General features: G+C 69.5%; 16 protein-coding genes and 1 pseudogene. 4 read left to right on the top strand and 13 right to left on the bottom strand.

All coding sequences use genetic code 11. The features are described from left to right. The 5 genes from ABIB15_RS14770 to ABIB15_RS14750 all read right to left on the bottom strand — a co-directional run. A partial coding sequence (locus ABIB15_RS14770) for a hypothetical protein (protein ID WP_354480272.1) occupies positions 1-911 on the bottom strand: 911 nt, incomplete at its 3' end. 113 nt (positions 912-1,024) lie between these two features. Beyond that, complete coding sequence (locus ABIB15_RS14765) at positions 1,025-1,774, bottom strand: right-handed parallel beta-helix repeat-containing protein (protein WP_354480270.1); 750 nt, start codon at positions 1,772-1,774, stop codon at positions 1,025-1,027. 294 nt (positions 1,775-2,068) lie between these two features. After that, positions 2,069-3,082 carry a TolB-like translocation protein gene (locus tag ABIB15_RS14760; protein ID WP_354480267.1) on the bottom strand — a complete coding sequence of 338 codons (1,014 nt, stop codon included), beginning with the start codon at positions 3,080-3,082 and terminating at the stop codon, positions 2,069-2,071. Beyond that, on the bottom strand, positions 3,079-4,335 hold the full coding sequence (locus ABIB15_RS14755) for an MFS transporter (protein ID WP_502908991.1): 1,257 nt from the start codon (positions 4,333-4,335) through the stop codon (positions 3,079-3,081). The genes ABIB15_RS14760 and ABIB15_RS14755 overlap by 4 nt, the downstream gene beginning before the upstream one ends. A gap of 13 nt (positions 4,336-4,348) precedes the next feature. Continuing rightward, on the bottom strand, positions 4,349-4,897 hold the full coding sequence (locus ABIB15_RS14750; RefSeq protein WP_354480265.1) for a hypothetical protein: 549 nt from the start codon (positions 4,895-4,897) through the stop codon (positions 4,349-4,351). A gap of 327 nt (positions 4,898-5,224) precedes the next feature. Between ABIB15_RS14750 and ABIB15_RS14745 the strand changes: the two genes are divergently transcribed. Beyond that, the gene (locus ABIB15_RS14745; RefSeq protein WP_354480262.1) at positions 5,225-6,610 is read left to right on the top strand and encodes a flavin monoamine oxidase family protein; all 1,386 of its coding nucleotides are present in this window, start codon (positions 5,225-5,227) and stop codon (positions 6,608-6,610) included. Here ABIB15_RS14745 and ABIB15_RS14740 read toward each other — a convergent pair. The 5 genes and pseudogenes from ABIB15_RS14740 to ABIB15_RS14720 form a co-directional block, all read right to left on the bottom strand. After that, positions 6,494-7,273 carry a Pr6Pr family membrane protein gene (locus tag ABIB15_RS14740; protein ID WP_354480259.1) on the bottom strand — a complete coding sequence of 260 codons (780 nt, stop codon included), beginning with the start codon at positions 7,271-7,273 and terminating at the stop codon, positions 6,494-6,496. The genes ABIB15_RS14745 and ABIB15_RS14740 overlap by 117 nt on opposite strands. A gap of 105 nt (positions 7,274-7,378) precedes the next feature. Further along, positions 7,379-8,692 carry a glycosyltransferase gene (locus tag ABIB15_RS14735; protein ID WP_354480257.1) on the bottom strand — a complete coding sequence of 438 codons (1,314 nt, stop codon included), beginning with the start codon at positions 8,690-8,692 and terminating at the stop codon, positions 7,379-7,381. After that, positions 8,689-10,890: a glycosyltransferase gene (locus ABIB15_RS14730; RefSeq protein WP_354480254.1), complete on the bottom strand. Its 2,202-nt coding sequence runs from the start codon at positions 10,888-10,890 to the stop codon at positions 8,689-8,691. The genes ABIB15_RS14735 and ABIB15_RS14730 overlap by 4 nt, the downstream gene beginning before the upstream one ends. Before the next feature lie 106 nt (positions 10,891-10,996). Next, positions 10,997-11,365, bottom strand: a pseudogene (locus tag ABIB15_RS14725) (flotillin domain-containing protein); the annotation flags it as partial. A 15-nt stretch (positions 11,366-11,380) separates the two neighbouring features. Further along, positions 11,381-12,499: an SPFH domain-containing protein gene (locus ABIB15_RS14720; protein WP_354480253.1), complete on the bottom strand. Its 1,119-nt coding sequence runs from the start codon at positions 12,497-12,499 to the stop codon at positions 11,381-11,383. Between the two features lie 204 nt (positions 12,500-12,703). Between ABIB15_RS14720 and ABIB15_RS14715 the strand changes: the two genes are divergently transcribed. Then, positions 12,704-13,297 carry a flavin reductase family protein gene (locus ABIB15_RS14715; RefSeq protein WP_502908992.1) on the top strand — a complete coding sequence of 198 codons (594 nt, stop codon included), beginning with the start codon at positions 12,704-12,706 and terminating at the stop codon, positions 13,295-13,297. Beyond that, positions 13,294-15,321: an acetate--CoA ligase gene (gene acs / locus ABIB15_RS14710; protein WP_354480250.1), complete on the top strand. Its 2,028-nt coding sequence runs from the start codon at positions 13,294-13,296 to the stop codon at positions 15,319-15,321. The genes ABIB15_RS14715 and acs overlap by 4 nt, the downstream gene beginning before the upstream one ends. 114 nt (positions 15,322-15,435) lie before the next feature. On the opposite strand, the gene ABIB15_RS14705 is transcribed toward acs, so the two are convergent. From ABIB15_RS14705 to ABIB15_RS14695, 3 genes are read right to left on the bottom strand one after another with little or no spacing between them, the layout of a single operon-like run. After that, positions 15,436-16,425 carry an NAD-dependent epimerase/dehydratase family protein gene (locus ABIB15_RS14705; RefSeq protein ID WP_354480247.1) on the bottom strand — a complete coding sequence of 330 codons (990 nt, stop codon included), beginning with the start codon at positions 16,423-16,425 and terminating at the stop codon, positions 15,436-15,438. Further along, positions 16,422-19,154 (bottom strand): alpha/beta fold hydrolase, encoded by a 2,733-nt coding sequence (locus ABIB15_RS14700; RefSeq protein ID WP_354480244.1) that lies wholly within the window; start codon positions 19,152-19,154, stop codon positions 16,422-16,424. The genes ABIB15_RS14705 and ABIB15_RS14700 overlap by 4 nt, the downstream gene beginning before the upstream one ends. An 8-nt stretch (positions 19,155-19,162) precedes the next feature. Beyond that, positions 19,163-20,185, bottom strand: a complete 1,023-nt coding sequence (locus tag ABIB15_RS14695) for a 3-oxoacyl-ACP synthase III (RefSeq protein ID WP_354480241.1) — start codon at positions 20,183-20,185, stop codon at positions 19,163-19,165. Between the two features lie 141 nt (positions 20,186-20,326). Here ABIB15_RS14695 and ABIB15_RS14690 point away from each other — a divergent pair, with 141 nt between their 5' ends. Continuing rightward, a complete protein-coding gene (locus tag ABIB15_RS14690) occupies positions 20,327-21,064 on the top strand; it encodes an NAD(P)H-hydrate epimerase (protein WP_354480238.1) in 738 nt (245 codons plus the stop codon). The last annotated feature ends 377 nt before the right edge of the window (positions 21,065-21,441 follow it).

Here is a 21,441-nt window from a genome sequence, read left to right as displayed (position 1 = left end):
ACCCCAGCAGGAACACCAGTATTCGACGCATCCGGCCACCCCGACGACACCGGAGCCGGCGCAGGCACAGGAGCAGGCACAGGAGCAGGCGCAGGAGCAGGCGCAGGAGCAGGCAGGGGCGGGCTTGTCTCGGAGCTCGGGCGAATGGTCGGCTGGGGTGCGCCCGCAGCCCGCCACTCCTGGTAGCTCACCGGGCGGTTGACGGTGGGTCCGGCGTACCAGATCGTCGAGCTCCCCGAGAACTGGTAGAACTGGTCCCCCGCGATCCGAACGGTCGCACGTGGCGTTGGCAGTCCCTCGGCCGCCCACTGCTGATAGTTGATCGGACTCCCCGCGCCAAGCTGAAGGTTGGTCATTTTAGCGATCTCCGGCGACCACGACAACTTGGCGAATCCCACATTCGAGAGCCGATCAAAGGCTCGGTAGCCCGACGCCTTCCAGTCGTCCGGGGCGAGCCTATGGACGACACCATCTGCTCCCTTGATGAACAGATCGGAGGAGGAGCCCCACTGGTGATAGGTGCTGCCCTTAATCCAACCAGCCACCCGAGCCTTCGGCGCACCCGCGGTCTGCCACTGCGCGAAAGTCAGCCGGTCCCACTGCCACGCCGCTTCCCCGCCCGGCCAGAATGTCACCGCATAGATCGACGAAGACCATGGATACTTCACATAATCCGTCCATGTCGCCACCGGAACCTGGCGCTCATAGAAGCCGCTCCACCGCTCGAAACTAATCGGCACCGGCTTATCGTTCACATCGAGCTCGTACACCACCGGCGAGTACGCATTCTTGTACACCGGCGACACCTCCGACGCGACCGCCGCGCCCACCGGGGCGGTCACCGCCGCCCCCGATATCAGCAACAGCGCCGCCAACGCGGCAATCGACGTACGGTACACAGAACTCAACATGGAAATCCCCCCGGATCCAGAACCACCCCAACGGCTTGAGGTTAGCAGGCAGCGAGAGCTAGCCCATGCCACCAGTTCGGGGCGTCAGCGACGATCGGTCATCGAAACGGTGATCACCCGCTCGGGGTCCGAACCGCGCGACCTGAACTTTGGAACACATTCCCGGTCCAGGCATTGCCGTTGCCTGTCTGGAAGGCGATTGCGGGCCCGTAGCCGCCGCACTTCGAGGAGTACTTGTTCCCGAAGGTGTTGTCAATGAACTTCGTGTTGCTGGCACCGTACGACCCGGCCAAGCCCGCATACACGCAGTACCCGCCACCATCGAACAGGTTCCCCTGAACAAGCACGTTATTGAACGGCGCCAACTGGCTATACAGCGCCAACGAGGCCGACACGTTCGGTGCGTCACCAGCATCCAAACGGTTGTTCAGAATCTGGAAGTTGCTGCCACCCAAACTGATGATGGTCTCGTTGTGGCTCCCACCGTTGGCCGGATCACCGTGCACGACGATGTCATGCACCCACGAGTTCTTCACCACCGCATCCTCCACCAGGGCGAATCCCTTGCCCCAGCCACGCACGTTGCACCCATCGCAGGTGAACCCGGTGTACCCCACGGCAGCGAAACCACCATCGGCAGCACTGTCATACGGCCCAATAATCTCCACCCGCTGAATCATGGTGCGCGGATTACCGTTCGAATCCCCCGTGTCGATCCGACCCGTGATGCGCGAATTCTTGATCGTGACATCCGACGCACTGATCGTCAGCGTTCCGTTGATCTCGTAGCCGTCGATGACGGTGCCCGCCGTGGTCACCCTGAACGGTCCGTCGTATGGCTGGAGCATCGTGCCCTCCGGCACGCCAGTATTCGATTCATCTGGCCACGATTGAGGTGGAGCAGGCTCCGCAGAGTCGACCGACCGTTGGCTGCGACCTCCGACCCCGGGAGTGTCAGAGGCCGAGTTCCCGATGCCGACTCCAATTCCGGCCACGACAACAGCGAGTGCAACCACCCCCGCGACCCACCACCGAACTGCGCGCGGGGAGTATTCGGGGTTCGATCTGTCGTCTGGTTGCGCCCTGGAGGCCCGCCATGGTCGATGTGGTGGCGAGTCCAGGACGCGAGTCGGCCGCTGCGGCCCCCGTGTCACCCGTCACCCCTCACGAACGACGGCGGGTGACCAGGCATGTTCTATGAAGACGACGGGTTCGCTCGTCCCGTCTGCGGCGACTGCCCAGATGTCGTTGTCACCGACCGCGTCGATGCGGGGAAGCCCGTAGAGTACGGTGCTGTCGTCGAGCCATTCGACCTGGTCGTCAACGCTCCGCTCACTCGGGAGCACGATCTCGGCACCGGTCGCGAGATCGAGCACGGCGATGGCCCACAGGACCTCGCCGGATCCGAGGTCCTTCTTGTAGGCGAGGCGGGTGCCGTCGGGAGAGATCGACGGGCACTCAACGCCGTCCCTGATGGCGACGAGAGTTCGTTCGGAAAGGTCGCCGCGCACCAGCCATCTATTCCCGCCGGAGGCCGCCGTCGCATAGAACGTGTCAGCCCCGGCAAAGGTGACCCCCCAAAAGTTGCGGTCGACGCTCGTCACCCGTTCGCCGTCGACGATGAACTCGAACTCCTCGAGGTTGTCCTGCTGCGTGCCCGCGACATCAGACACGTCGGTGGCGGTTGAGAAACCGATCGTGGCGTAGGACTGTCCCGTGACGAAGGACGTCGTGGCGATGCGTTCTGAGTCGTCCGAGAGCCGGGCTCGGCTCGGGATGCCCGGGAGGGACCACCTGCGCTCCTGCTCGCCGTCTGCGTCGTAGGTCGTGGCCTCGAAGTTCGTCACGATGCCGCGATTGACCCGCAGGCAGAGCGTGCGGGTCGGGGATGCATCCACGCGATCGCACACGAGGTCGGCGATTGTGCGCGGACCAGCGGGCGCCTCAAGCGGAACGGCGGCCACGCGGCCGTAGTTGGAGCCCGGCGCGGTATTGCGGAACACGACCCGGGGGCCCGTGAGCACCGGCCCCGCGCTGATGACGTCGACAACACTCGGTGCGCTTTGCGAGTCCCGGTATCGCTGCCACTCGACCACCGCGAACGCAGTCGTCGAGACCAGAAGCACGATCGTGATCGCCGCAATCAGCCACCAGCGCGACCGGCTCGTCATGGTCTTGCTCCGGCCGTCGTAGTGCGGCGGAGCAGCAAGGCCACCGCAGGGATCACGAATACCATCGCGACGGCGACGCTGACGACGGCGGTCTGGCTGCCGTAGAGGAACCAGAGGAGCCCGAATCCGGTCGAGGCCACAAGCCGGGACACCGCGACGACAGTCTGGGCGGCAGCGATTCCAGTCGCGGTCGCCTCCTTGGGGGTGAATTGCGACGCGAGTGCGGCGAGGATGCCGTCGGTTGCAGCGTAGAACATGCCGAGGAGCAGGAGGGCGAGGATGGTGAATGGCGCGCCAGTGACAGGAAGCGCGGCGACCACATACGCTGCCAGGAGCGCCAGATGCCCGACCACAAAGATGCGCGCGCGACCGACCCGGTCGGCCAAACGCCCGATTGGAATAGCGAGGGCGAGGAAGGCGAGGTTGGTCCCGACGTAGAGGAGCGGGAAATACTCCGCCGCGAACGCTCCGCGGCTCTGCAGCAGCAGATAGATGAACCCGTCGCCGATCGTGAATAGCCCGAGCAGCCCCGCCGCGATGAGGAGCCGCCGCAACCGTGGATCGGTGAGCTGTCGCCACCGGAATCGTGGCGCGTCGGCAGGTGCCGCCGTTGCGGCGGCTCCGCTGGGGCGAGTGTTCGGCACGACGATGCCGAGCAGTGCCACGCCGAGGATGGCGAAGGCGAGGGACACGACGAAGACGGTGGTGTAGCCATCGGGGATGAGGAGGAGGATCACGAAGGCAAGCAGCGGTCCGAGCGCGGCGCCGACGGTGTCCAGCATCCGGTGGATGCCGAACGACCTGCCGAGGTTGCCGGGTTCGGATGAGGCGCTGATCAACGCGTCGCGAGGAGCGGTGCGGATGCCCTTGCCCAAGCGGTCAACGGTGATGACGGCCGTGAGCGCGGCGAACCCGCTCGCGAAGAGCAGTCCGACCCGCGCGAGCGCCGACAGCCCGTACCCGAAGAATGCCACCCATTTTGGTTGCCCGCCCCGGTCCGATGCCCAGCCGGCAGCGATGCGCACGAAGGCGCTGATGCCCTGGTAGATGCCGTCCAGGAAGCCGTAGGCGATAGTCGAAAGGCCGATGACGCCCGTGATGTAGAGCGGCAGTATTGCCGACACCGACTCGGAGGAGATGTCCGTGAGCATGCTCACGATGCCGAGGGTGATGACAACCGATGAGACCTTGGCACCCCTGCCGGGGCCCTGGGGTCGCATGTCGTCGGGTGTGCTCCTCAGCGAGATGTACACGCGGTCTCCCCGATCACTTCGCCGTGAACACGCCCACGACCGTGTAGTCCGCGCCATCGGCACGGTCCGCAACGGTCAGGGTGATGTTGTCGGCGCCGCGGGTGAAGACGAGCGCGGTGGATCCCGCCACGGCATCCGTCTCCCGTTCGGTGAGTCCGAGCGAGGTGAAGACCGAGCGGTAGTAGTCGACGACCGCGCTCGCTGCCCCGTTCGACGCCGCGACGAGCCCCACCTGCTCCCGGTCCCCTTCGACCGCGAGTGAGGTGCTCTCGATCTCCGAGTCGGGCGCGAGGGGGATGATCTCCTGCGGGAAGCCCTCGACGAACTCCCCCTCGGCGGAGCCCGACTCCGGCAGCGGGGCCGTGACGAGCGACCCGTCAGCGTCCGGCAGCGGAAGCGACGGAGTCGATGCCTCCCCGGATTCCGGAACCTCGGAGCTCCTGTCCGAGGTCGATGTCGGCGCGTCCCGGTCGCCGGGACCGATGATCGCAATCGCGATCACGGTGATCACCGCGGCGACGGCGAGGAGAATGATCGCGATGACGACCGGCCGGCGCCTCATGCCCGACCCTCACGGCGATTCGAGCTCACGCCGAACGGGGTCGCAGCGGCGCTGGCGACCGTCTGTGCAGTGAAAGGGTTCGGGTTCCCGGTCATAGTAGAAGTTGAGGCTATCAGTTGTCTCATGGCGAGCGCGCCCCTTGAATTCGCTGGTAACTGGTCGGTCTGTTGCACCGGATGACGGCGTGTGTTGTGCACCTGCGCGCGCCGGCAGGAGCCCCCTCTTCCCACCCCGGCAGGCGCGCGCACGACACGGAACCGCCAAGGTGAGAGACAATTGGGTGACCGGGGCGGCCTGACCAACGCGTCGGGCCGAAGGGAGGCACTCGTGCAGCGACGCAGCTTCATCGTCGGCGCGGCAACGAGCCTCACTCTCGTGGCGGTGAGTGCGTGCACCGGGCCGGAGCCGCGTCCGACGCCGACCACGACCCCCGACGACCTCCCGATTCCCGAGCCCGCCGGCATGGTGCGCTCGTCGTGGTCGACGGATCCCTTCGCCCTCGGCGCATTCAGCTTTCTCGGCGTCGGCTCGAATCCCGACCAGCGCGACTCCCTGGCCCGTCCGGTTGCCGACCGGGTTTTCTTCGCCGGTGAGGCGACCTCCACGGCGCAGCCGGGAACGGTCGCCGGCGCCTGGGACTCGGGGAGGCGCGCGGCCGAGGAGATCATCGCAACGGCGGATCCGACCGAGCGGATCGCCGTGATTGGCGCCGGTGCCGCCGGCGCCGCCGCCGCCAGGTCCCTCGTCGACGCTGGGTTTGACGTGACCGTGCTCGAGGCGAGCGAGCGCGTCGGAGGGCGCATCAAAACCGTCGATTCGGATGACTGGGCAGTGCCGGTCGAACTCGGCGCCGGCCGCTTCGACTCGGCGACCTCCCCCGAGATCGTCGCCGAGCTGTCTCGGCTGGACATCGAGACGCAGGAGCTCGACGCCGCGCGGGCCATCCGCACCCCCGACGGTGTCGAACTCGAGGAGTCGACCGTCGGCGCCGAGATTGTCGCCGGCGCGATTAGCGCCGCCGCCGCGCTCCCCGGCGACGTCACGCTCGCGAGCGCGCTCGATCTGGTGCCACCGGCCGACCGGCCGGAGGACGCACTGGTGGGCGACGCCGATTGGCTGCAGAGTTACCTCCGCAACGACGTCGCCCTCCGTTTCGGCGCGGACCCCGATGAGCTGTCTGTGCGCTTCGGCCTCGCCGATGGGACGCGCACCGCCGACACGATCGTGCTCGGCGGCTTTCAGACGCTCGTGAGCGATGCCCTCGACTCCATCGCGGTCTGGACGAGCAACATCGTCTCCGAGGTCGCATACGGCGACGAGGGTGTAAGCATCCGCTTCGCGACGGGAGAATCCCTTCAGGCCGACCGCGTTGTCGTCGCAGTTCCGCTCGGGGTGCTCAAGAGCCGGGACATCAAGTTCGACCCGCAGTTGCCGCTCAGCCACACCATCGCGATGATCGGACTCGAGGTCGGCACGGTCGACAAGGTCTGGTTGCGATTCGATGAGGCGTTCTGGAACACCGACGCGGTGCACTGGACGGTGGTCGGCGGCGACCTCGACATCACCCGGTGGATCAACCTCGAACCGGTGACTGGGTCACCGATTCTTGTCGGGCTCGTCGGCGCGGAGAGGGCCGCCGCCCTTGCCGAGCTGGACGACGAGGAGGTCATCCTGCGGGCCAGAGTGAGCCTCGAGCCGTTCTCGCCGGCCTGATGCGCCGCGCCGCGGCCTGTCGAGGTCGAGCCCGGGCGGGCGGCCCGGGCGGGGCAGGTAGCGGCTGGCGAGAATCAGCAGTACCGCGACCAGCATGATGAACGACAGGACGATCGCGCCGTAGGCCGCGAATTCGGCCGGTCCACTCACCTGGTACGGGTCGAGGAAAAAGTACGGGTACCACCCGACCATTGCCCCGCGCACCATTGTGAACGCGCCCCATGCGATCGGGAACGCGAGCACTCCCCGGAGCGAGATCCAGCGGATGCTCGCCCGCCGGGGCGCGAGGAGCCAGTCGACGAGGGCGTACGCGGGCATCCAGTAGTGCAGCACCTGGCTCGTCCACGGAACCTGGATCGACACGCCCCTGGCAACTGCCTGCGCCACGATGATCGTGTAGACGACACCGGACACGAGCAGGTAGGTCGTCACGAGCATCCTCGCGGTCATCAGCCAGCGCGGATCCGCCGACCGCCGCAGGGCGATCACGCCACCGATCAGCCAGAGGATCACCCCGGCGATTGCGCTCTGCATCGAGAAGTAGCTGAAGAAGTTGGGCAGGGCCGAGGAGCCGGATCCGAGGCTGTAGTCGAGATGCAGTGCGAGCACAAGGATGCCGAGGGCGCCAGCGACGAGTCGGGTGACTCCAAAGGCCTTGCGCATCCGCCCCTCCTCCGCCGCGGCCCAGGCGGCCGGGTGATGGCGATCCAACCACTAGCGCGCGAGGCTCCCGGTGCAAGGCTCGATTCTAACCCACGAATATCGTTCTCAGCCGATCGGGGCGGCCGTGAGCAGCGCCTCGCGAGCACGCCGTGGACCGGCGCCGCGCGCCAGCGACTCCCCGAGCCGCGCAAGGGCCTGGCGGTTCGCTCCGGATGCCAAGAGGATCCGCTCGGCGGCAGCGCGCAGCTCCCACGCGGAAGCGCTGTTCGGATCGAGCGCTTCGCCGAACCCCACCGCCTCGATCGCCGCCGCGCCCGCGAACTGGTCGGTCGAGAACGGCAACAACAGCATCGGAACCCCGGCCGTCATCGATTCGGTCACCGAGTTGTTCCCTCCGTGCGAGACCGCGAGGCACGAGTGGTCGAGTAGGCGCACCTGCGGGAGGAAGCCGCGCACGAGCCAGGTCGACGGGAGGGCGCCAAGATCCTCCGTGGGCGTCGAGCCTGTCGCGAGCGCGACTCGCACCTCGAGCCCGCGGAGGGCCTCGGCCACGCGCGCCAGCACGTCGCCGCGTACGGAGAGGAAGCTGCCGAAGCTGACGTATACGACGGGGATGTCGTTCTCGGCGAGCCAGGCTTCCACCTCCTCGTCGGGCGCCTCAGTGCGCACGGCCGACCCGAGGAAGGCGTGCGGCGGCAGGAGCTCACCGCGGGCGGGATCGTGGAGTTCCTCCGGGTAGTTGAGCAGGAGCAGGTCGCCGCTTTCGGCGAACGCGTCGCTGCTCGGGACGGCATCCGGGTCAAGTTGGCGGAGCGCGTCGTTCCACTGCGCGGTGAAGTCGTCGCGCACGCGCTCGCAGAGCCGCAGCAGCGACTCAAGATCATCGTGGGACGGGTCGAAGGCGCGCGGCCACGCCGGCGGATAGCCGTAGACCTCGCCGCCGACCGGCAGCGCGGAAGGATGCCCGAGCACGACGTCGGCGTGGGCGATTCCCGCGCTGGCGAGCGCGAGCCGGGCGCTGAACGCGAGGTGGTCGACGATCACGTGGTCGGGGCGAACCTCGGCGACGATCCTCTGCACATCACGTGCGACAGCGACGGGGTTCCAGAGCAGATCGTCGCTGCGGGCGGCCGCCTGGAAGGCGAGCGTCTCAACCATCCCGACGCGGGTGGCATCGAAGAAGCCGCGCAGGGCATCATCCTCGCCGGTGGGCTGGTCCTCGGCGCGGATGACCCCCGGGTTGGAGCCGCGGCCGAGCTGGAGGTGCACCCGCTCGAATCCGAAGGACTCCACGATCGTGTGCGTCGCCGGTCCGGTCGCGACGACGACCCGCTCCCCCGCGGCCTGCCACGCCGTTCCCAGTGTGGCGAGCGGGTAGAGGTGTGACGCGTAGTCGGGGCTGATGATCAGCAGGGTCACGACGTGCTCAACGCCCAGTCGATGACCTCGTTCGCACCCGCGACGTCACGGTACACGGTCGCGAGCGTCGTGGCCATGGCCTGGATCGTGAAGGTGCCGGCGACCATGTCACTCGCCCGCCGGGCATTCTCCGGACCGAATGGTCCGACCGCGGCGTCGAGGGCGTCGGAGATCCCAGCGGCGAGAGCTGCGCGGTCGCTCGTATCGACGAGGAACCCGGTGACTCCCTGCTCGACGTAGGTGGCCGGCCCGCCCGCGGCCGGCGCCACGACGGGCAGTCCCGTCGCCATTGCCTCGAGCAGGGCGATCCCGAACTCTTCCTTCATGCTCGCGCAGACGTAGACGCCGTGCGGTGCCGCGAGACCGGGCCGGCCGAACCTGGCCGCGGCGAGCCAGCGGGCTGCGGTGTCATTGGCACGGTGCCCCGCGAGGATCAGCCCGCTGGCCCCGGCGTCGCCACCGGGCAGGGCCGCGGTGATCCGATCGAGCTGCTCGCGTTCGTCGGCAGAGGGATTGTCGAGGTCGCCCCCGATGATGAGGAGGTTGCATCGCTCGCGCAGCTGCGCGTCCGCCGCCCAGGTCTCGACGAGCGTGGCCATGCCCTTGACCCTGTGGAGGCGGCCAACGGTGATGGCGAGCGGGAGCGTCCTGCGGGAGTCGGGCAGGCCTGACAGCAGCGCGTCGAGGGTCTCGAATGCGGGTAGGGCGGGCGTCTCGTCTCTCGCCTGCGCCCCTGTTCGAGCGTCGGCGGAGGCGGCCTCAATGACAGCGATATCGATACCCTCGGCGACCACGGAGTGCCGTTCGGGGTGGGCGGCAATGTCGATGCCGACGAGGTCGCGCATCGTGCGGCCGAGGTCGGCCCGCGGGAACAGCACCGTGTGGGCGGCGTCGGCGGCGAGACGCTGCACGAGTCGGGCGCGGAACCAGAAGTGCTCACGCTCGTCGACGGTGCCGAAGTTCGCCCGGGTGAGGGTCCCGCTCGCGTCGAGCGAATGAATGACGCCGTGCGGGTCGGGGGCGACGGTGAAGACGACCGGGATCTCGAGTTCGCGCGCGACGGTCGTGGCCGCGAGGGTGCCGATGTCGGCCATCCTGAGGTGGATGGCGTCGACGGTGCCCGCGGCGCGCAGCACGCGCCGGATGCCCCGCTGCGCGGCGATCCGACGCGGCCAGGCGTCGGCGAGCTGCACCGGCTCGCCCTGGAACGGTACCGAGGCGAAGGCGTGACCCGCCAGGGTCGAGCCGACCTCGGAGAGGCAGGCGAGCGCGTCGGCGGAGCTGCCGCGCGACAGGGTCAGCACGCGGCTCACCTGCTCGTCACGGTCGAGCGCGTTCGCCACGTCGGAGGTCGGGTCGCCGGCCACGAGGGCGTCGCCAAGCCGAACGAGGAGCGTCGCGATCCCCCCGTTGTCGCCCGCCCCGACCTGCGACAGGGCACGGTCGATGTCGGCGTGCAGGAACAGCTGGGCGATCGTGAGCCCCTGGCTCCACGGAGCGCGGGGGTTCACACCCGCCGTGAGGTCGAGCAGGGCCAGCCTGGCCACGTCGGCGAGCTCGCCGGTGCCGTTGACAAGGCCCGTGACCACGCGGGTAATCGCGTCGTTGGGGTCGCGGTCGCCGAGGCCGGCAATCGCGACCGCGCGCACCTCGGTGGCTTCGTCGGCGTCGGCGGCGATGCGCCGGAGGAGTCGTTCGGGAATGCGGCCGGGGATGAGCCCGATGGTCTCCACGAGGCGTGACCGTGCGCTCGCGTCGTCGACGCCGAGCACAGCCCCCTCGAGGGACAGCCCGACGTGTTCCGGAGCGGAGCTCCCCCACTGCTCGAGGGTGCGCTGGGCGAGCATGCCCGAGAACCCGCCTGCGATGACCATTGCGGCGAGGCCGGCGATCGCGTCGAAGCGCGGCAGGCGAGCCCCGAAGGCCCAGGCCGCGTGCTCCCGCAGGAACTGCTCATTGTGCGACAGCAGGCCGATCAGCACCTCATCGGCCGACTCGTCGAAGACCTGGGCGAGGGAGTGCACGGCGGCGATGGCGGTGAGCTGGTCGCTCGTATCGTTTGCGGCCTGCGCGAGGAGGCGGACCGCTCTCGTGCCGCCATCGCGACTGGCCGCGACGGTCAGGTCGTCCGCGCTGCGGATTCCTTCCAGAATGGATCGGGCGTCACGCATCGCGTCGAGGGCGGTCTGAGTTGCCACGGTTGTGTACCTCTCTGCGGCTGGGACGAGGGCGTACCTTCGGAGGATCTTCGGATCGCGGCTGCGATCGGATTGCACCACCGCGCCCACGCGTCAGGTCTCCTTACTAAACACTCTCAACCGGAGCGTTGCCTGACGATTCACTGGGAGCCGGAACGCGCACGCCGGCCATCGTGAGATTCTCTCCGATCGCCTTGCCCACCGCGCTGCCCGTCGACCGCCCGGTGATGATCTCGGAGAGGTCGATGCCGACCAGGTCCCGGATGATCTGCGTCGAGGTGGCGAGTTGGCTCGCGACGCTCTGCCCGACCTGCTCGGTTCCGCTCCCGTCCGTCGCGATGATCGTCATGGTGCCGATCGCCGAGAGCGGTTCGGATGCCGCGCGCACAATTTCGGGCAGCTGGCTGATGATCTGCTGGCGGAGCAGGTCCTCAGCACGCTCGTCGAGGGCATCCGCGCGGGCCCTGGTCGCTTCGGCCTCGGCGGCTCCCTATACCCGGATCGAGTTGGCCTCGGCCTCGCCCTCGGCCTGCAGTGCCTGGGCCGCGGCGATGCGGCGGTTCTTTTCGGCGACACCCTCGGCCTCGACGGCTTCCGCGGCGGACTTGCGGCGGTCGCGGTCGGCATTCGCAGCGGCGACGCTTGCGGCGGCGGATGCTTCGGCGTTCTTCTCGACCGCGTACGCCTCGGCATCCGCGACCGCACGAATCTCGGCGTCGAGCTCCTGCTTGCGCAGCCCAACTCGCTTGCTCGCGGTCACCTCCTGCTGGGAGATGACCTCCTGTTGGGCGATCGCCTCGGCGAGCGGCTTGGCCGCCGCGGCCTCTGCCCTGGCCTTGTCGGTCTCCTTCTGGATCTCGGCGTTGCGCAGGTCGAGCTTGCGCTGCTGCTCGGCGACGGCCTGGTCGGCACCGATCCTGGCCTCCTCCGAGGCCTGGCGCGAGACGGACTCGGCGATCTCGGCGACCTGCTTGACCCGCGCCGCCTCGCCGCGTCCGAGGTCGCGGATGTAGCCGTGGTCGTCGTCGATCTCCTTGATCTGCAACGTGTCGATCTCCAGGCCCTGCACGTCGAGCGACTCGCGCACGGCCTCGAGCACCTGACCTTGCAGCGCGGAGCGGTTGGTGATGATCTCGGTCACGGTGAGCTGCCCGACGATGGAGCGCACGGAGCCGCTCAACACCTCTTCGGTCGACGACTCGATCTGGTCCTGCTGGTTGAGGAATCGCTGTGCCGCCGCGCGCACCATCGACTCGGAGCCGCCGACCTTGACGACGGCGACCGCGTTGACCTTGATCGTGATGGCGTCCCTGGTCTGGGCCGTCGCCTGCACGTTGAGCTGGCGGCTCCGCAGGCTCAGCTTGAAGTGGGCCTCCACGATCGGCTTGACGAAGACCCGCGAGCCGAAGACGACCCGCTGGCCGGCGTTCTCGGTCTGCGCGTCGCCCGGCCGCCGGGTGCGCTGTCGCGAGGTGACGATGATCGCCTCATCGGGCTTCGCAACCTTGATGCTCCGCACGAGCGTGAACAGCACGGCAAGGAAGATCAGGGCGATCACCGCGATGGTGAGGCCGTTGGTGATGGTTTGCGGCGTGAGATCAAGCGGCATGGCGGGCCTTTCGTGGCACTCCGGAGACCTTCCCGAGGATAACTTGAACACTATCGTGCGGGCCGGATGCTGCGAAGGGGCGTCACGCGGGGTAACAGGCTTTGCGCCGGCAGCCCCCCGCGCGACATCGTTGGACAGCACCACACCACGCCACACCACGCGGGAAGCGCCGCGACCAACGTATCGAGGGGACAGCTCGTGACGATCCACAGCCAGACGGTTCCGGCCCACGGCCCGGCGCAGGCCGCGGCCGCACACTTCGCGGACTCGCTGTCCTCGGGCGACTTCAAGGCCGCCTTCCGCAACCACGCTGCCGGGGTGTCTCTCATCACGGCGGACGATGGCTCGGGGCCGGTCGCCCTCACCGCGACCTCGGTGATCTCGGTCAGCGCCGATCCGCCCCTGTTCGTGTTCTCCGTCTCCGCGCAGTCCTCGAGTTCCGCGACGATCACCTCGTCGGACACGGTCGTTGTCCACCTGCTCGAGGCCGACCAGCTCGAACTCGCCCAGCTCGGCGCCACGAGCGGGATCGACCGCTTCGCCCAGGCTCCCGAGTGGTCCCGGCTGGTGACCGGCGAGCCGGTGTTCCACGCTGCCCCGGTATGGATCCGGGGACGGATCATCAGCCGGATGGATGCGGGGACTTCCACGGTCATCGCGGTGCACGCCCTGCAGTCCAACGTGTCGGAGGGCGGCAACGTGCCCACCGACGACGCCGAGAGCCCCGAGCCCGCGCCGCTCGTGTACCACAACCGCACGTGGCACCGGCTGGGCTCGCACTCCCGGATCCCCGCGTGAGCCAGAACGACGGCTCCATACGCAACCTCCTCACCGAGAACCGCCGCTACCCGGCGCCGGCCGCCTTCGCCGCCCAGGCCAACGTCGACGGCACGTGGTGGGATCGAGCAGCGGCCGACCCCGTGGCGTTCTGGTCCGAGCAGGCGAAGCGCCTCGACTGGGCCGAACCGTGGCACACCGACCACAGCTGGGAGCCCGCACTGCCCCGGGCCGACGGCACCTTGTCGATCCCCCGCGCCGAGTGGTTCGCCGGCGGTCGGCTCAATGTCGCGGTGAACTGCGTCGACCGGCACGTCGCGGCGGGCCGCGGCGACAAAGTGGCCTTCCACTTTGAGGGAGAGCCGGGCGACCGCCGCACGATCACCTACGCCGAACTCGAGCGCGAAGTCGCGAAGGCCGCGAACACCCTCACCGACCTCGGCATCGTGCAGGGTGACCGGGTCGTTCTCTATCTCCCGGTCATCCCGGAGACCATCATCATCACCTTGGCCATTGCCCGCGTCGGCGCCGTGCACTCGCTCGTCTTCGGCGGCTTCTCGGCCGAAGCGCTGCGGTTCCGCATCGAGGACACCGGCGCGAAGCTCCTCGTCACCACCGACGGCCAGTACCGGCGCGGGGCGGCCGTCGCGGTGAAGTCAGCCGCCGACACGGCCGTCGACGGCGTCGCATCCATCGAGCACGTTCTCGTCGTCCGCCGCACCGGCGACGCGACGCCCCACGTGCCGTGGACACCAGGCAGGGATGTCTGGTGGCACGAGAGCGTCGACCTCGCCCCCGACACCCACGAGCCGGAGTTCTTCGACGCCGAGACTCCCCTGTTCATCATCTACACGTCGGGCACGACCGGCAAGCCGAAAGGGCTCGTGCACTCGAGCGGCGGTTACCTGACCCACGCGTCGTGGAGCCACTGGGCGGTCTTCGACGCGAAGGACGACGACGTGCACTGGTGCACGGCCGATCTCGCCTGGGTCACCGCGCACACCTACGTGCACTACGGACCGCTCTCGAACGGCACCACTTCGGTCATCTACGAGGGCACCCCGAACACCCCGCATCCCGGCCGGCATTTCGAGATCATCGAGCGGTATGGCGTGACGACGTATTACACGGCGCCGACCCTCATCCGCACGTTCATGACGTGGTTCCAGGACGGCGTGCCCGCAGAGTTCGACCTGACGAGCATCCGGCTGCTCGGATCGGTCGGCGAGGCGATCAACCCGGAGGCGTGGGTGTGGTTCCGCGAGCATCTCGGGGCCGGCACCGCGCCGATCGTCGACACTTGGTGGCAGTCCGAGACCGGAGCGGCGATCATGGCTCCGCTGCCGGGCGTCTCGACCCTCAAGCCAGGCTCGGCGTTGCGCGCCCTGCCGGGGCTCTCGACCCGTGTCGTCAACGACGCGGGAGACGAGGTGCCTCTCGGGTCGGGCGGCTACCTCGTCATCGACGGCACCTGGCCGGGGATGGCCCGCACGGTGTGGGGCAACCCGGAACGCTACCGCGACTCGTATTGGGCCAGGTTCGCCGAGCAGGGCTATTTCTTCTCCGGTGACGGCGCCAAGTACGACGACGACGGCGACATCTGGCTGCTCGGCCGCGTCGACGACGTGATCAACGTCGCCGGGCACCGCCTCTCCACGATCGAGATCGAGTCCGCCCTCGTCTCCCATCCGGCGGTCGGCGAGGCCGGCGTCGTCGGCGTCGCCGATCCGACAACGGGCGACGCGATCGCCGCATTCGTGATTCCCGCCGTGGCGCCGGCGGACGCCCGCGACCCGGCCGCGTGGCTCGCCCTCCGGGACGAGCTCACGCCGCTCCTGCTGGCGCACATCGCCGAGCAGATCGGCCCCGTCGCGAAACCCAGGGACGTCTTTCTCGTGCCCGACCTGCCGAAGACCCGCTCGGGCAAGATTATGCGGCGCCTGCTCGGCGACATCGTCGACGGTCGGCCCCTCGGCGACACGACCTCACTGCAGGATGAGACCGCGCCCGCGCAGATCCAGCGAATAGTGGAGGCCGGGCGCTAGCTTCGCCCGCACCGCCGAGAGTGCCCCCTCGCGCCGAGCGTGTCTGTTCTTACGGACACAGTCGGCGCCGACAGGCACGCTCGGCGAACCTGCGCCCTGCCGATAGCGGCCAGTTCAGCGCTCGTAGGACTCCGCAAGCCGTCGCAGGCCCTCGTCGATGCTCACACTCGGCTGCCAGCGCAGGTCGGCTCGCACGGCTCGCTGGTCGAACCAGTGCGAGGTCGACAGCTGCTCCGCGAGGAAGCGGGTCATCGGCGGTTCGTCCTGCCCCGGGCGCACCCGCCAGAGGGCTTCGACGAGCGAGCCGGCGGTGCGGGCGACGGATGCCGGGATCCTCACGCTCGGCCGGGTGACACCGGCGGCGCGGCAGATGCCCGCGAGCATCTCGGCGACCGGTCGGGGCTCGCCGTTGGTCACGACGTAGGAGCGGCCGTGCACCCGGGGGGCGTGCCCGAGGGCGGCAGCGATCGCGCTGGCGGCGTTGTCGACGTAGATCGTGTCGATGAGCGCGGCCCCGTGCCCGAGCAGCGGGAGCCGACCGGAGCGGGCTCGGTCGACGATGCGCTGCACGAGCTGCGTGTCGCCGGGCCCCCAGACGAGGTGCGGGCGGATGGCGACGACGCTCAGCCGCGGTGAGTCGGCCGCGAGGGCAAGCAGTTCCGCAGCGGCCTTGGTGCGGGCGTAGTCGCCGCGCGCGGCCCCGGGGTCTGCCGGGAGCGCCTCGTCTCCCATGATCGAGGCTCCGGAGTGCGCCACCGACGGCGAGGAGACATGCACAAACCGGGCGGGCTCACCGGAGGCCGGCGCGGATGCCATCCCGGATGCCGCCGCGAGCATATTCCGGGTGCCGCCAACGTTCACCCGCTCGAACTCGGCCGGGTCCCCCGCAAGCGAGACCTTCGCGGCGAGGTGCACGACGGCATCCATACCCCGCACGGCGTCGGCGACGGCGGCCGGATCGGTGACCGAGCCGAGCGAATCGGCGATGCCGGGAATTCCGGCGGGGCGGCGCTGGAACGTGCGCACCTCGTGCCCCGCGCCGGCAATGGCCCGCGCGACCGCGCCGCCGAGCAGCCCGCTCGCGCCCGTCACGAGCACCCTCATGGCTGGCGCATCGGCCCGCCCGAGAGCACCCCGGTGGCCCAGGCGGCGAGCCGCGTGCGGTCGATCTTGGAGTTGTGCCGGATGTCGGTCGGCAGGACCGGCACGACGAGCACGGCCGCGAGCGGGAGCACAGCAGCGCGGCGCACAGTCGCGGCGAGATCCTCCGGGGCGAGCGAGACGCGTCGGGCGCCAGCAACGGTCTCGACGATGCCGACGAGCTGCTGAGTGCCACGCGGCCCGACGCCGACGATTGCGGCGCGCGCGACCGACGCGACGGCCTCGATCCGCTGCTCGGTCGCGACCGGGGTCACGACGCCGCTCGCGGTCACGGCGACGTGGGGCAGGCGCCCCTCGACCCAGAGCCGGCCGGCGTCGTCGAGGTGCCCGACGTCTCCGGTCCGGTGCCACCGTTCGCCAGGCTCCGTGCCGAGGCGCGAGGCGCGGTCGGTGATCCACAGCCGGTCATAGCCGTTCTTGATGTGCGGGGCCGACACGACGATCTCGCCTGTGACGTTCGGCTGCCGGGAGGGCTCGCCGGTCGGGACGCCGAGGCCGTCGATCGCGCTGATCCGCACTGCTGTCGTGGCCGTGGGCAGGCCGACGCACACTCCCCCGGCATCCGCCTCCCCGCGCGTGCCGGCATCGCGGGCGGCATCGCGGATGCCGTCGAGCGTGATGTCGGTCAGCAGGAGCCCCTCGGTCATGCCGTACGGGGTATGTGCGACCGCGGCCGGCATGAGCCGTGCCGCGGCGGCGAGCAGCGGTTCGGAGACGGGGGCACCGGCGGAGAGGAACTCGCGCACCCCCGCGAGGCTGGCGCGGTGAGCCGGGGCGAGGGCGGATGCCGTCGCGACGACGTTCGCGATCGCGGCGGGCGACAGGAACACGACGGTGCCGTCGACCGCGGCGACGGCGTCCGCAACCGCCATCGCGGTAAGGGTGCCGGGCGAGGTCACATCCATGTCGGGCGTGGCCGAGCGCGCGCCGAGCGCGGGGCCGAGCAGGGCGAAGGGAGCGAATCCGGCGACGAGGCCCGTTCCGGGGCCGACTCCGTACTGCCCGGCGAGGGCAAAGCGGATCCCCGAGAGCTGGGCGTGGGTGTACACGACGCCCTTCGCCGGGCCGGTCGAGCCCGACGTGAAGAGCACCGCGGCGGCATCGTCGGGGCCCGGTTCCGGCGGAAGGCCCGTTCCGGTGGCGAGCGACGCCGCTCCGATCTCGACGAGGTCGGCGAGGCAGTGGGTGACGCCGAGCGCGCGGCGCACAGGGTCTGGAAGACGCGTGGTCGAGATGCGCCGCCCGGGCCAGCCGAGGGCGAGGGCGGCGGTGAGGCCCTTGGCCTGGCCGACGACGTGGTCGGGCCTCGCGCCGCGCACCGCGCGGGTCAGGCCGCGCAGGCCGAGGCCGGCATCCGCGACGACGACGACCGCGCCGATGCGCACGCACGCGTAGAGCACGGCGGTGAGGTCGGCGCCGGGCGGAACGAGCAGCGAGACGCGGTCGCCACGCCGCACCCCGGCGCGGTCGAGGCCGGCGGCGAGCTCGCGAACCCGGCGCGAGAGCAGCCGCCAGCTGACGACCCGTGGGCCCGGCTGCGGGGCGACGCGCGATGACGCCGACCCGCTCGGCGCCATCTCGACGAGTGCGGTGTCGTCGCTGTCGCGCAGCTCGTCGAGGTAGTGCCAGAGCGGCTGGTAGTGATCATCTCGGCCGGGCGGGGCGGGGGCTGCGCGATCGGACCGCTGGTCCCCGAGCCAGGCCAGCGCGGCGGGAGCGTAGTCGGCGTCCTCGGCGATGAGGTGGCCGGCGCCTTCGAAGCGGTGCACGTCGCTGAGCGGCATGCGCTCGAGGAGGTCGTCGAGGTAGCGGTCGCTGAAGATCGGGTCGCGTGGCCCCCACAGCAGCAGGCTCGGAACACCCAGGCTGCGGATGCCAGTGGCGATCCGGTCGAGTTCGGCGAAGCTCTCGTGCCCCGCGTCGGCCGGGATGTCGGCGACGAATCCGCCGATGCCGCCCCGGAGCTCGGCGTGGCGGTAGGGGGCGCGGTAGCCAGCCTTGACCGCGGCGGCCAGGGGCGGATGCGCGAGCGCGAGGGTCGCCTCGAGGAAGGCGGGTGTTGACACGGTCGCGCGGCCCAGGATCGGTCGTCGCAGGGCCAGGCGCAGCGGTGCCGGGATCGGCTCGTTCTCGTCCTGGTGTACGGCGGTGTTCAGCAGCATGACTCCCGCGAGCTGTTCGGGGTGATCGACGGCCCACCCGAGCGAGATGACGCCGCCCCAGTCGTGGCCGAAGGTGGTGACCGGGCCGTCCAGGTCGAGCGCACGGGTGAGGTCGCCAAGATCGCGCACGCGACGCTCGAGGGTGCGCGTGGTTCCGGTGCGCTCGGAGAAGCCCATCTCGAGCTGGTCGACGGCGACGACGCGCCACGCCTCGTCGCCTCGGGCCGCGGCATCCGTCGCACCGGCGACAAATGCACGCCACACGTACGACCAGGACGGGTTGCCGTGAACGCAGAGCACCGTGCCGACGGGCTCGACGCCCAGCTCGGCAAGCTGCGCCGCGTTGTCGAGCAGGTGCCAGGTGTGGGTCGCACCAGGTGTGCCCGCGCGGGTCGCACCGGGTACGCCCGACTCGTCCACCTCGACGAGTCGGGAGAAGCTCGGGCGGAGTCCGTCGAGTCCGGCCGGCGGCAGGGACGCCGCGGCCGCGACCGTGGCGGCCCGGGGCATCCGGAACCTCACCAGGCGAGTTCCATCATCGCGGTGTTGAGCCCCGAGCCGACGCCCATGAGGAGCACCCTGTCGCCACGATCAAGCTTCGAGGACTCCTCAGCGAGCGTGATCGGGATCGACGCGGGGCCGACGTTGCCGAACCTCGGGTAGGTCAGTGGCACGCGCGAGCGGTCCATGCCGGTCGCCTTGATGATCGAGTCGGTGTGCACGTCGGAGACCTGGTGGATGATGTAGCGGTCCATGCTCGTCCAGTTCCAGTCACGCTGGGCCTCCTTCCAGGCCGAGAAGACCAGGTCGAGGCCGCCCTTGAGCAGCGCCTTGGCGTTCGTGAACATGCCGTCGACGCTGCCGACGCAGAGGTCGTTGAACTGGGTCGCGGCCCTCGTGACGCCGCCGAGCAGTCGGTGGCCCTCCGGATGCGCGTCGGCCGGGCCGAGGACGGCCGCGGCGGCACCGGAGCCGAGGGTGAGACTCGCGAATTCGCTCATGAAGTCGCTGCGGGCGAGGTCGGAGTTGATGAGGCGTTCGATGGTGTTGTGCTGAATCTCGTCGGCATCCTCACCATCGATGACGATCGCGTACTTGATCTGGCCGGAGTCGATGAGTCCGGCGGCGAGGCTCATTCCGTTCACGAAGCCGAGACAGGCGTTGGCGATGTCGAAGTTGATCGCCGAGGACGGCAGCCCGAGGCCGTGGTGGATGCGCACGGCGACGGAGGGCTCAAGGTGCTTGCGGGTCACCGAGGTGTTGATGAGCAGGCCCACCTGGCTCGGATCGATTCCCGCCTCGCTGAGCGCTCGCTTTCCCGCCGCGATCGCCTCGTCGTCGAACCGTTGGCCTTCGTTCCAGTTGCGGCGTTCGTGGACGCCGGCGACTCGCTGCAGCAGTCCCCGAGGAAGGCGCAGTCGCTTGAGCGCTGGCGCGAGACGGGCGTCGATGTCCTCGGACGTCGTGACGCGCGGGGCGATCCTGCTTGCCACCGACAGCAGCGCCACGTTCCGATGCGTCGTTGTTGCGTTTCCGTCCAACGGGTCTCCCTATCGCCTTGCAGGCGGACGCGATCAAACGCCTAGTTTATTAGTCTGCCCCCACACACCTGACCATTCGCGCCATGCCGCCCCTCCGATTCGCATTTCGAATCGAATTACTACGGTGGAATAGTGGATCTCATGCGCGATGGATACTCGGCGGCCCAGATCCGCGCCGCGGAAGAGCCTCATCTCGCCGCCGGCGAGACGCTCATGCAGCGCGCTGCCGCGGGCCTTGCCGATGAGATCCGTGCGCTGCTGGAGGCTCGACCGTCCGTGACAGCTGGTCAGGGTCCCTCCGCACCGGAAGGCACCTCTGCACGTGTCGTCGTGCTGCTCGTCGGCACCGGCAACAACGGTGGCGACGCGCTGTTCGCCGGCGCGTTGCTCGCCTCCGAGGGCGTGCGGGTCGTGATCGTGCCGGTGGGCGGCCGGATGCACGAAGGCGGCCTCGCAGCTGCGACCGCCGCGGGCGCCCGGCTGCACGATTCCGCGGATGCCGGCGGCAACGCCTCCCTCGTGGCCGGTGCAGACGTCGTCGTGGACGGCATCCTCGGCACCGGATCCGCGGCCGATCCCGCCCTGCGGGGCCGGGCGCGCGAGATTGTCGCGGCGATCCTTGCGGCGGTCAGGCGACTGGACGTCGGCTCGACGGCCCGACCGCTCATCGTCGCCGTGGACATTCCGAGCGGGATCGGGGCCGACGATGGCTCGGTGCCGGATCCGACCGTGCTGCCGGCCGACGTCACGGTGACCTTCGGCGGCTACAAAGCAGGGCTTTTGATGGGCCGGGCCCGGAGATTCACCGGGCTGCTGAAACTCGTCGACATCGGTCTCGACCCCGAACTGGAGACGATGCAGCCTCGCGTGCGCGGGTGAATCGAGCTGCTACCCCTCGTAGCCGGCGCGAAGCCCGGCGAGGTCGAGCCTGGTCATCGGAAGGTCATCGCCACGCCGCTCGCGCGTTCCCCTGTGCTGGCCAGTTGTTCCGTTGGCGTCAGGGCCGGGGCCGGGAGGCACGCTCCTGCACCATCAAGCAGCTCGAGACGCCTCCTCGGGCTGCCTCGGGCAGCCCCGGGCAGCCCCGGGCTGCCTTGGTTCTCAGAATGGTGGCGGTTCGTCGTCGTCCTTCTCGTTCTCTCGGTCTTCGTCGCGTGCTGTCGTGTTGAGGGCGCGTGTGAGGTTGTCGTTGACTCCGGCCTGGATGATCGTGGCGGGTTCGGTGATGTACTTCCGCCCGGTGGGTGAGGTCCATT

The sequence above is a fragment of the Marisediminicola sp. UYEF4 genome (genome assembly GCF_040546025.1).
GTDB lineage: Bacteria > Actinomycetota > Actinomycetes > Actinomycetales > Microbacteriaceae > Marisediminicola.
This window is presented reverse-complemented; position numbering and strand designations above follow the sequence as displayed.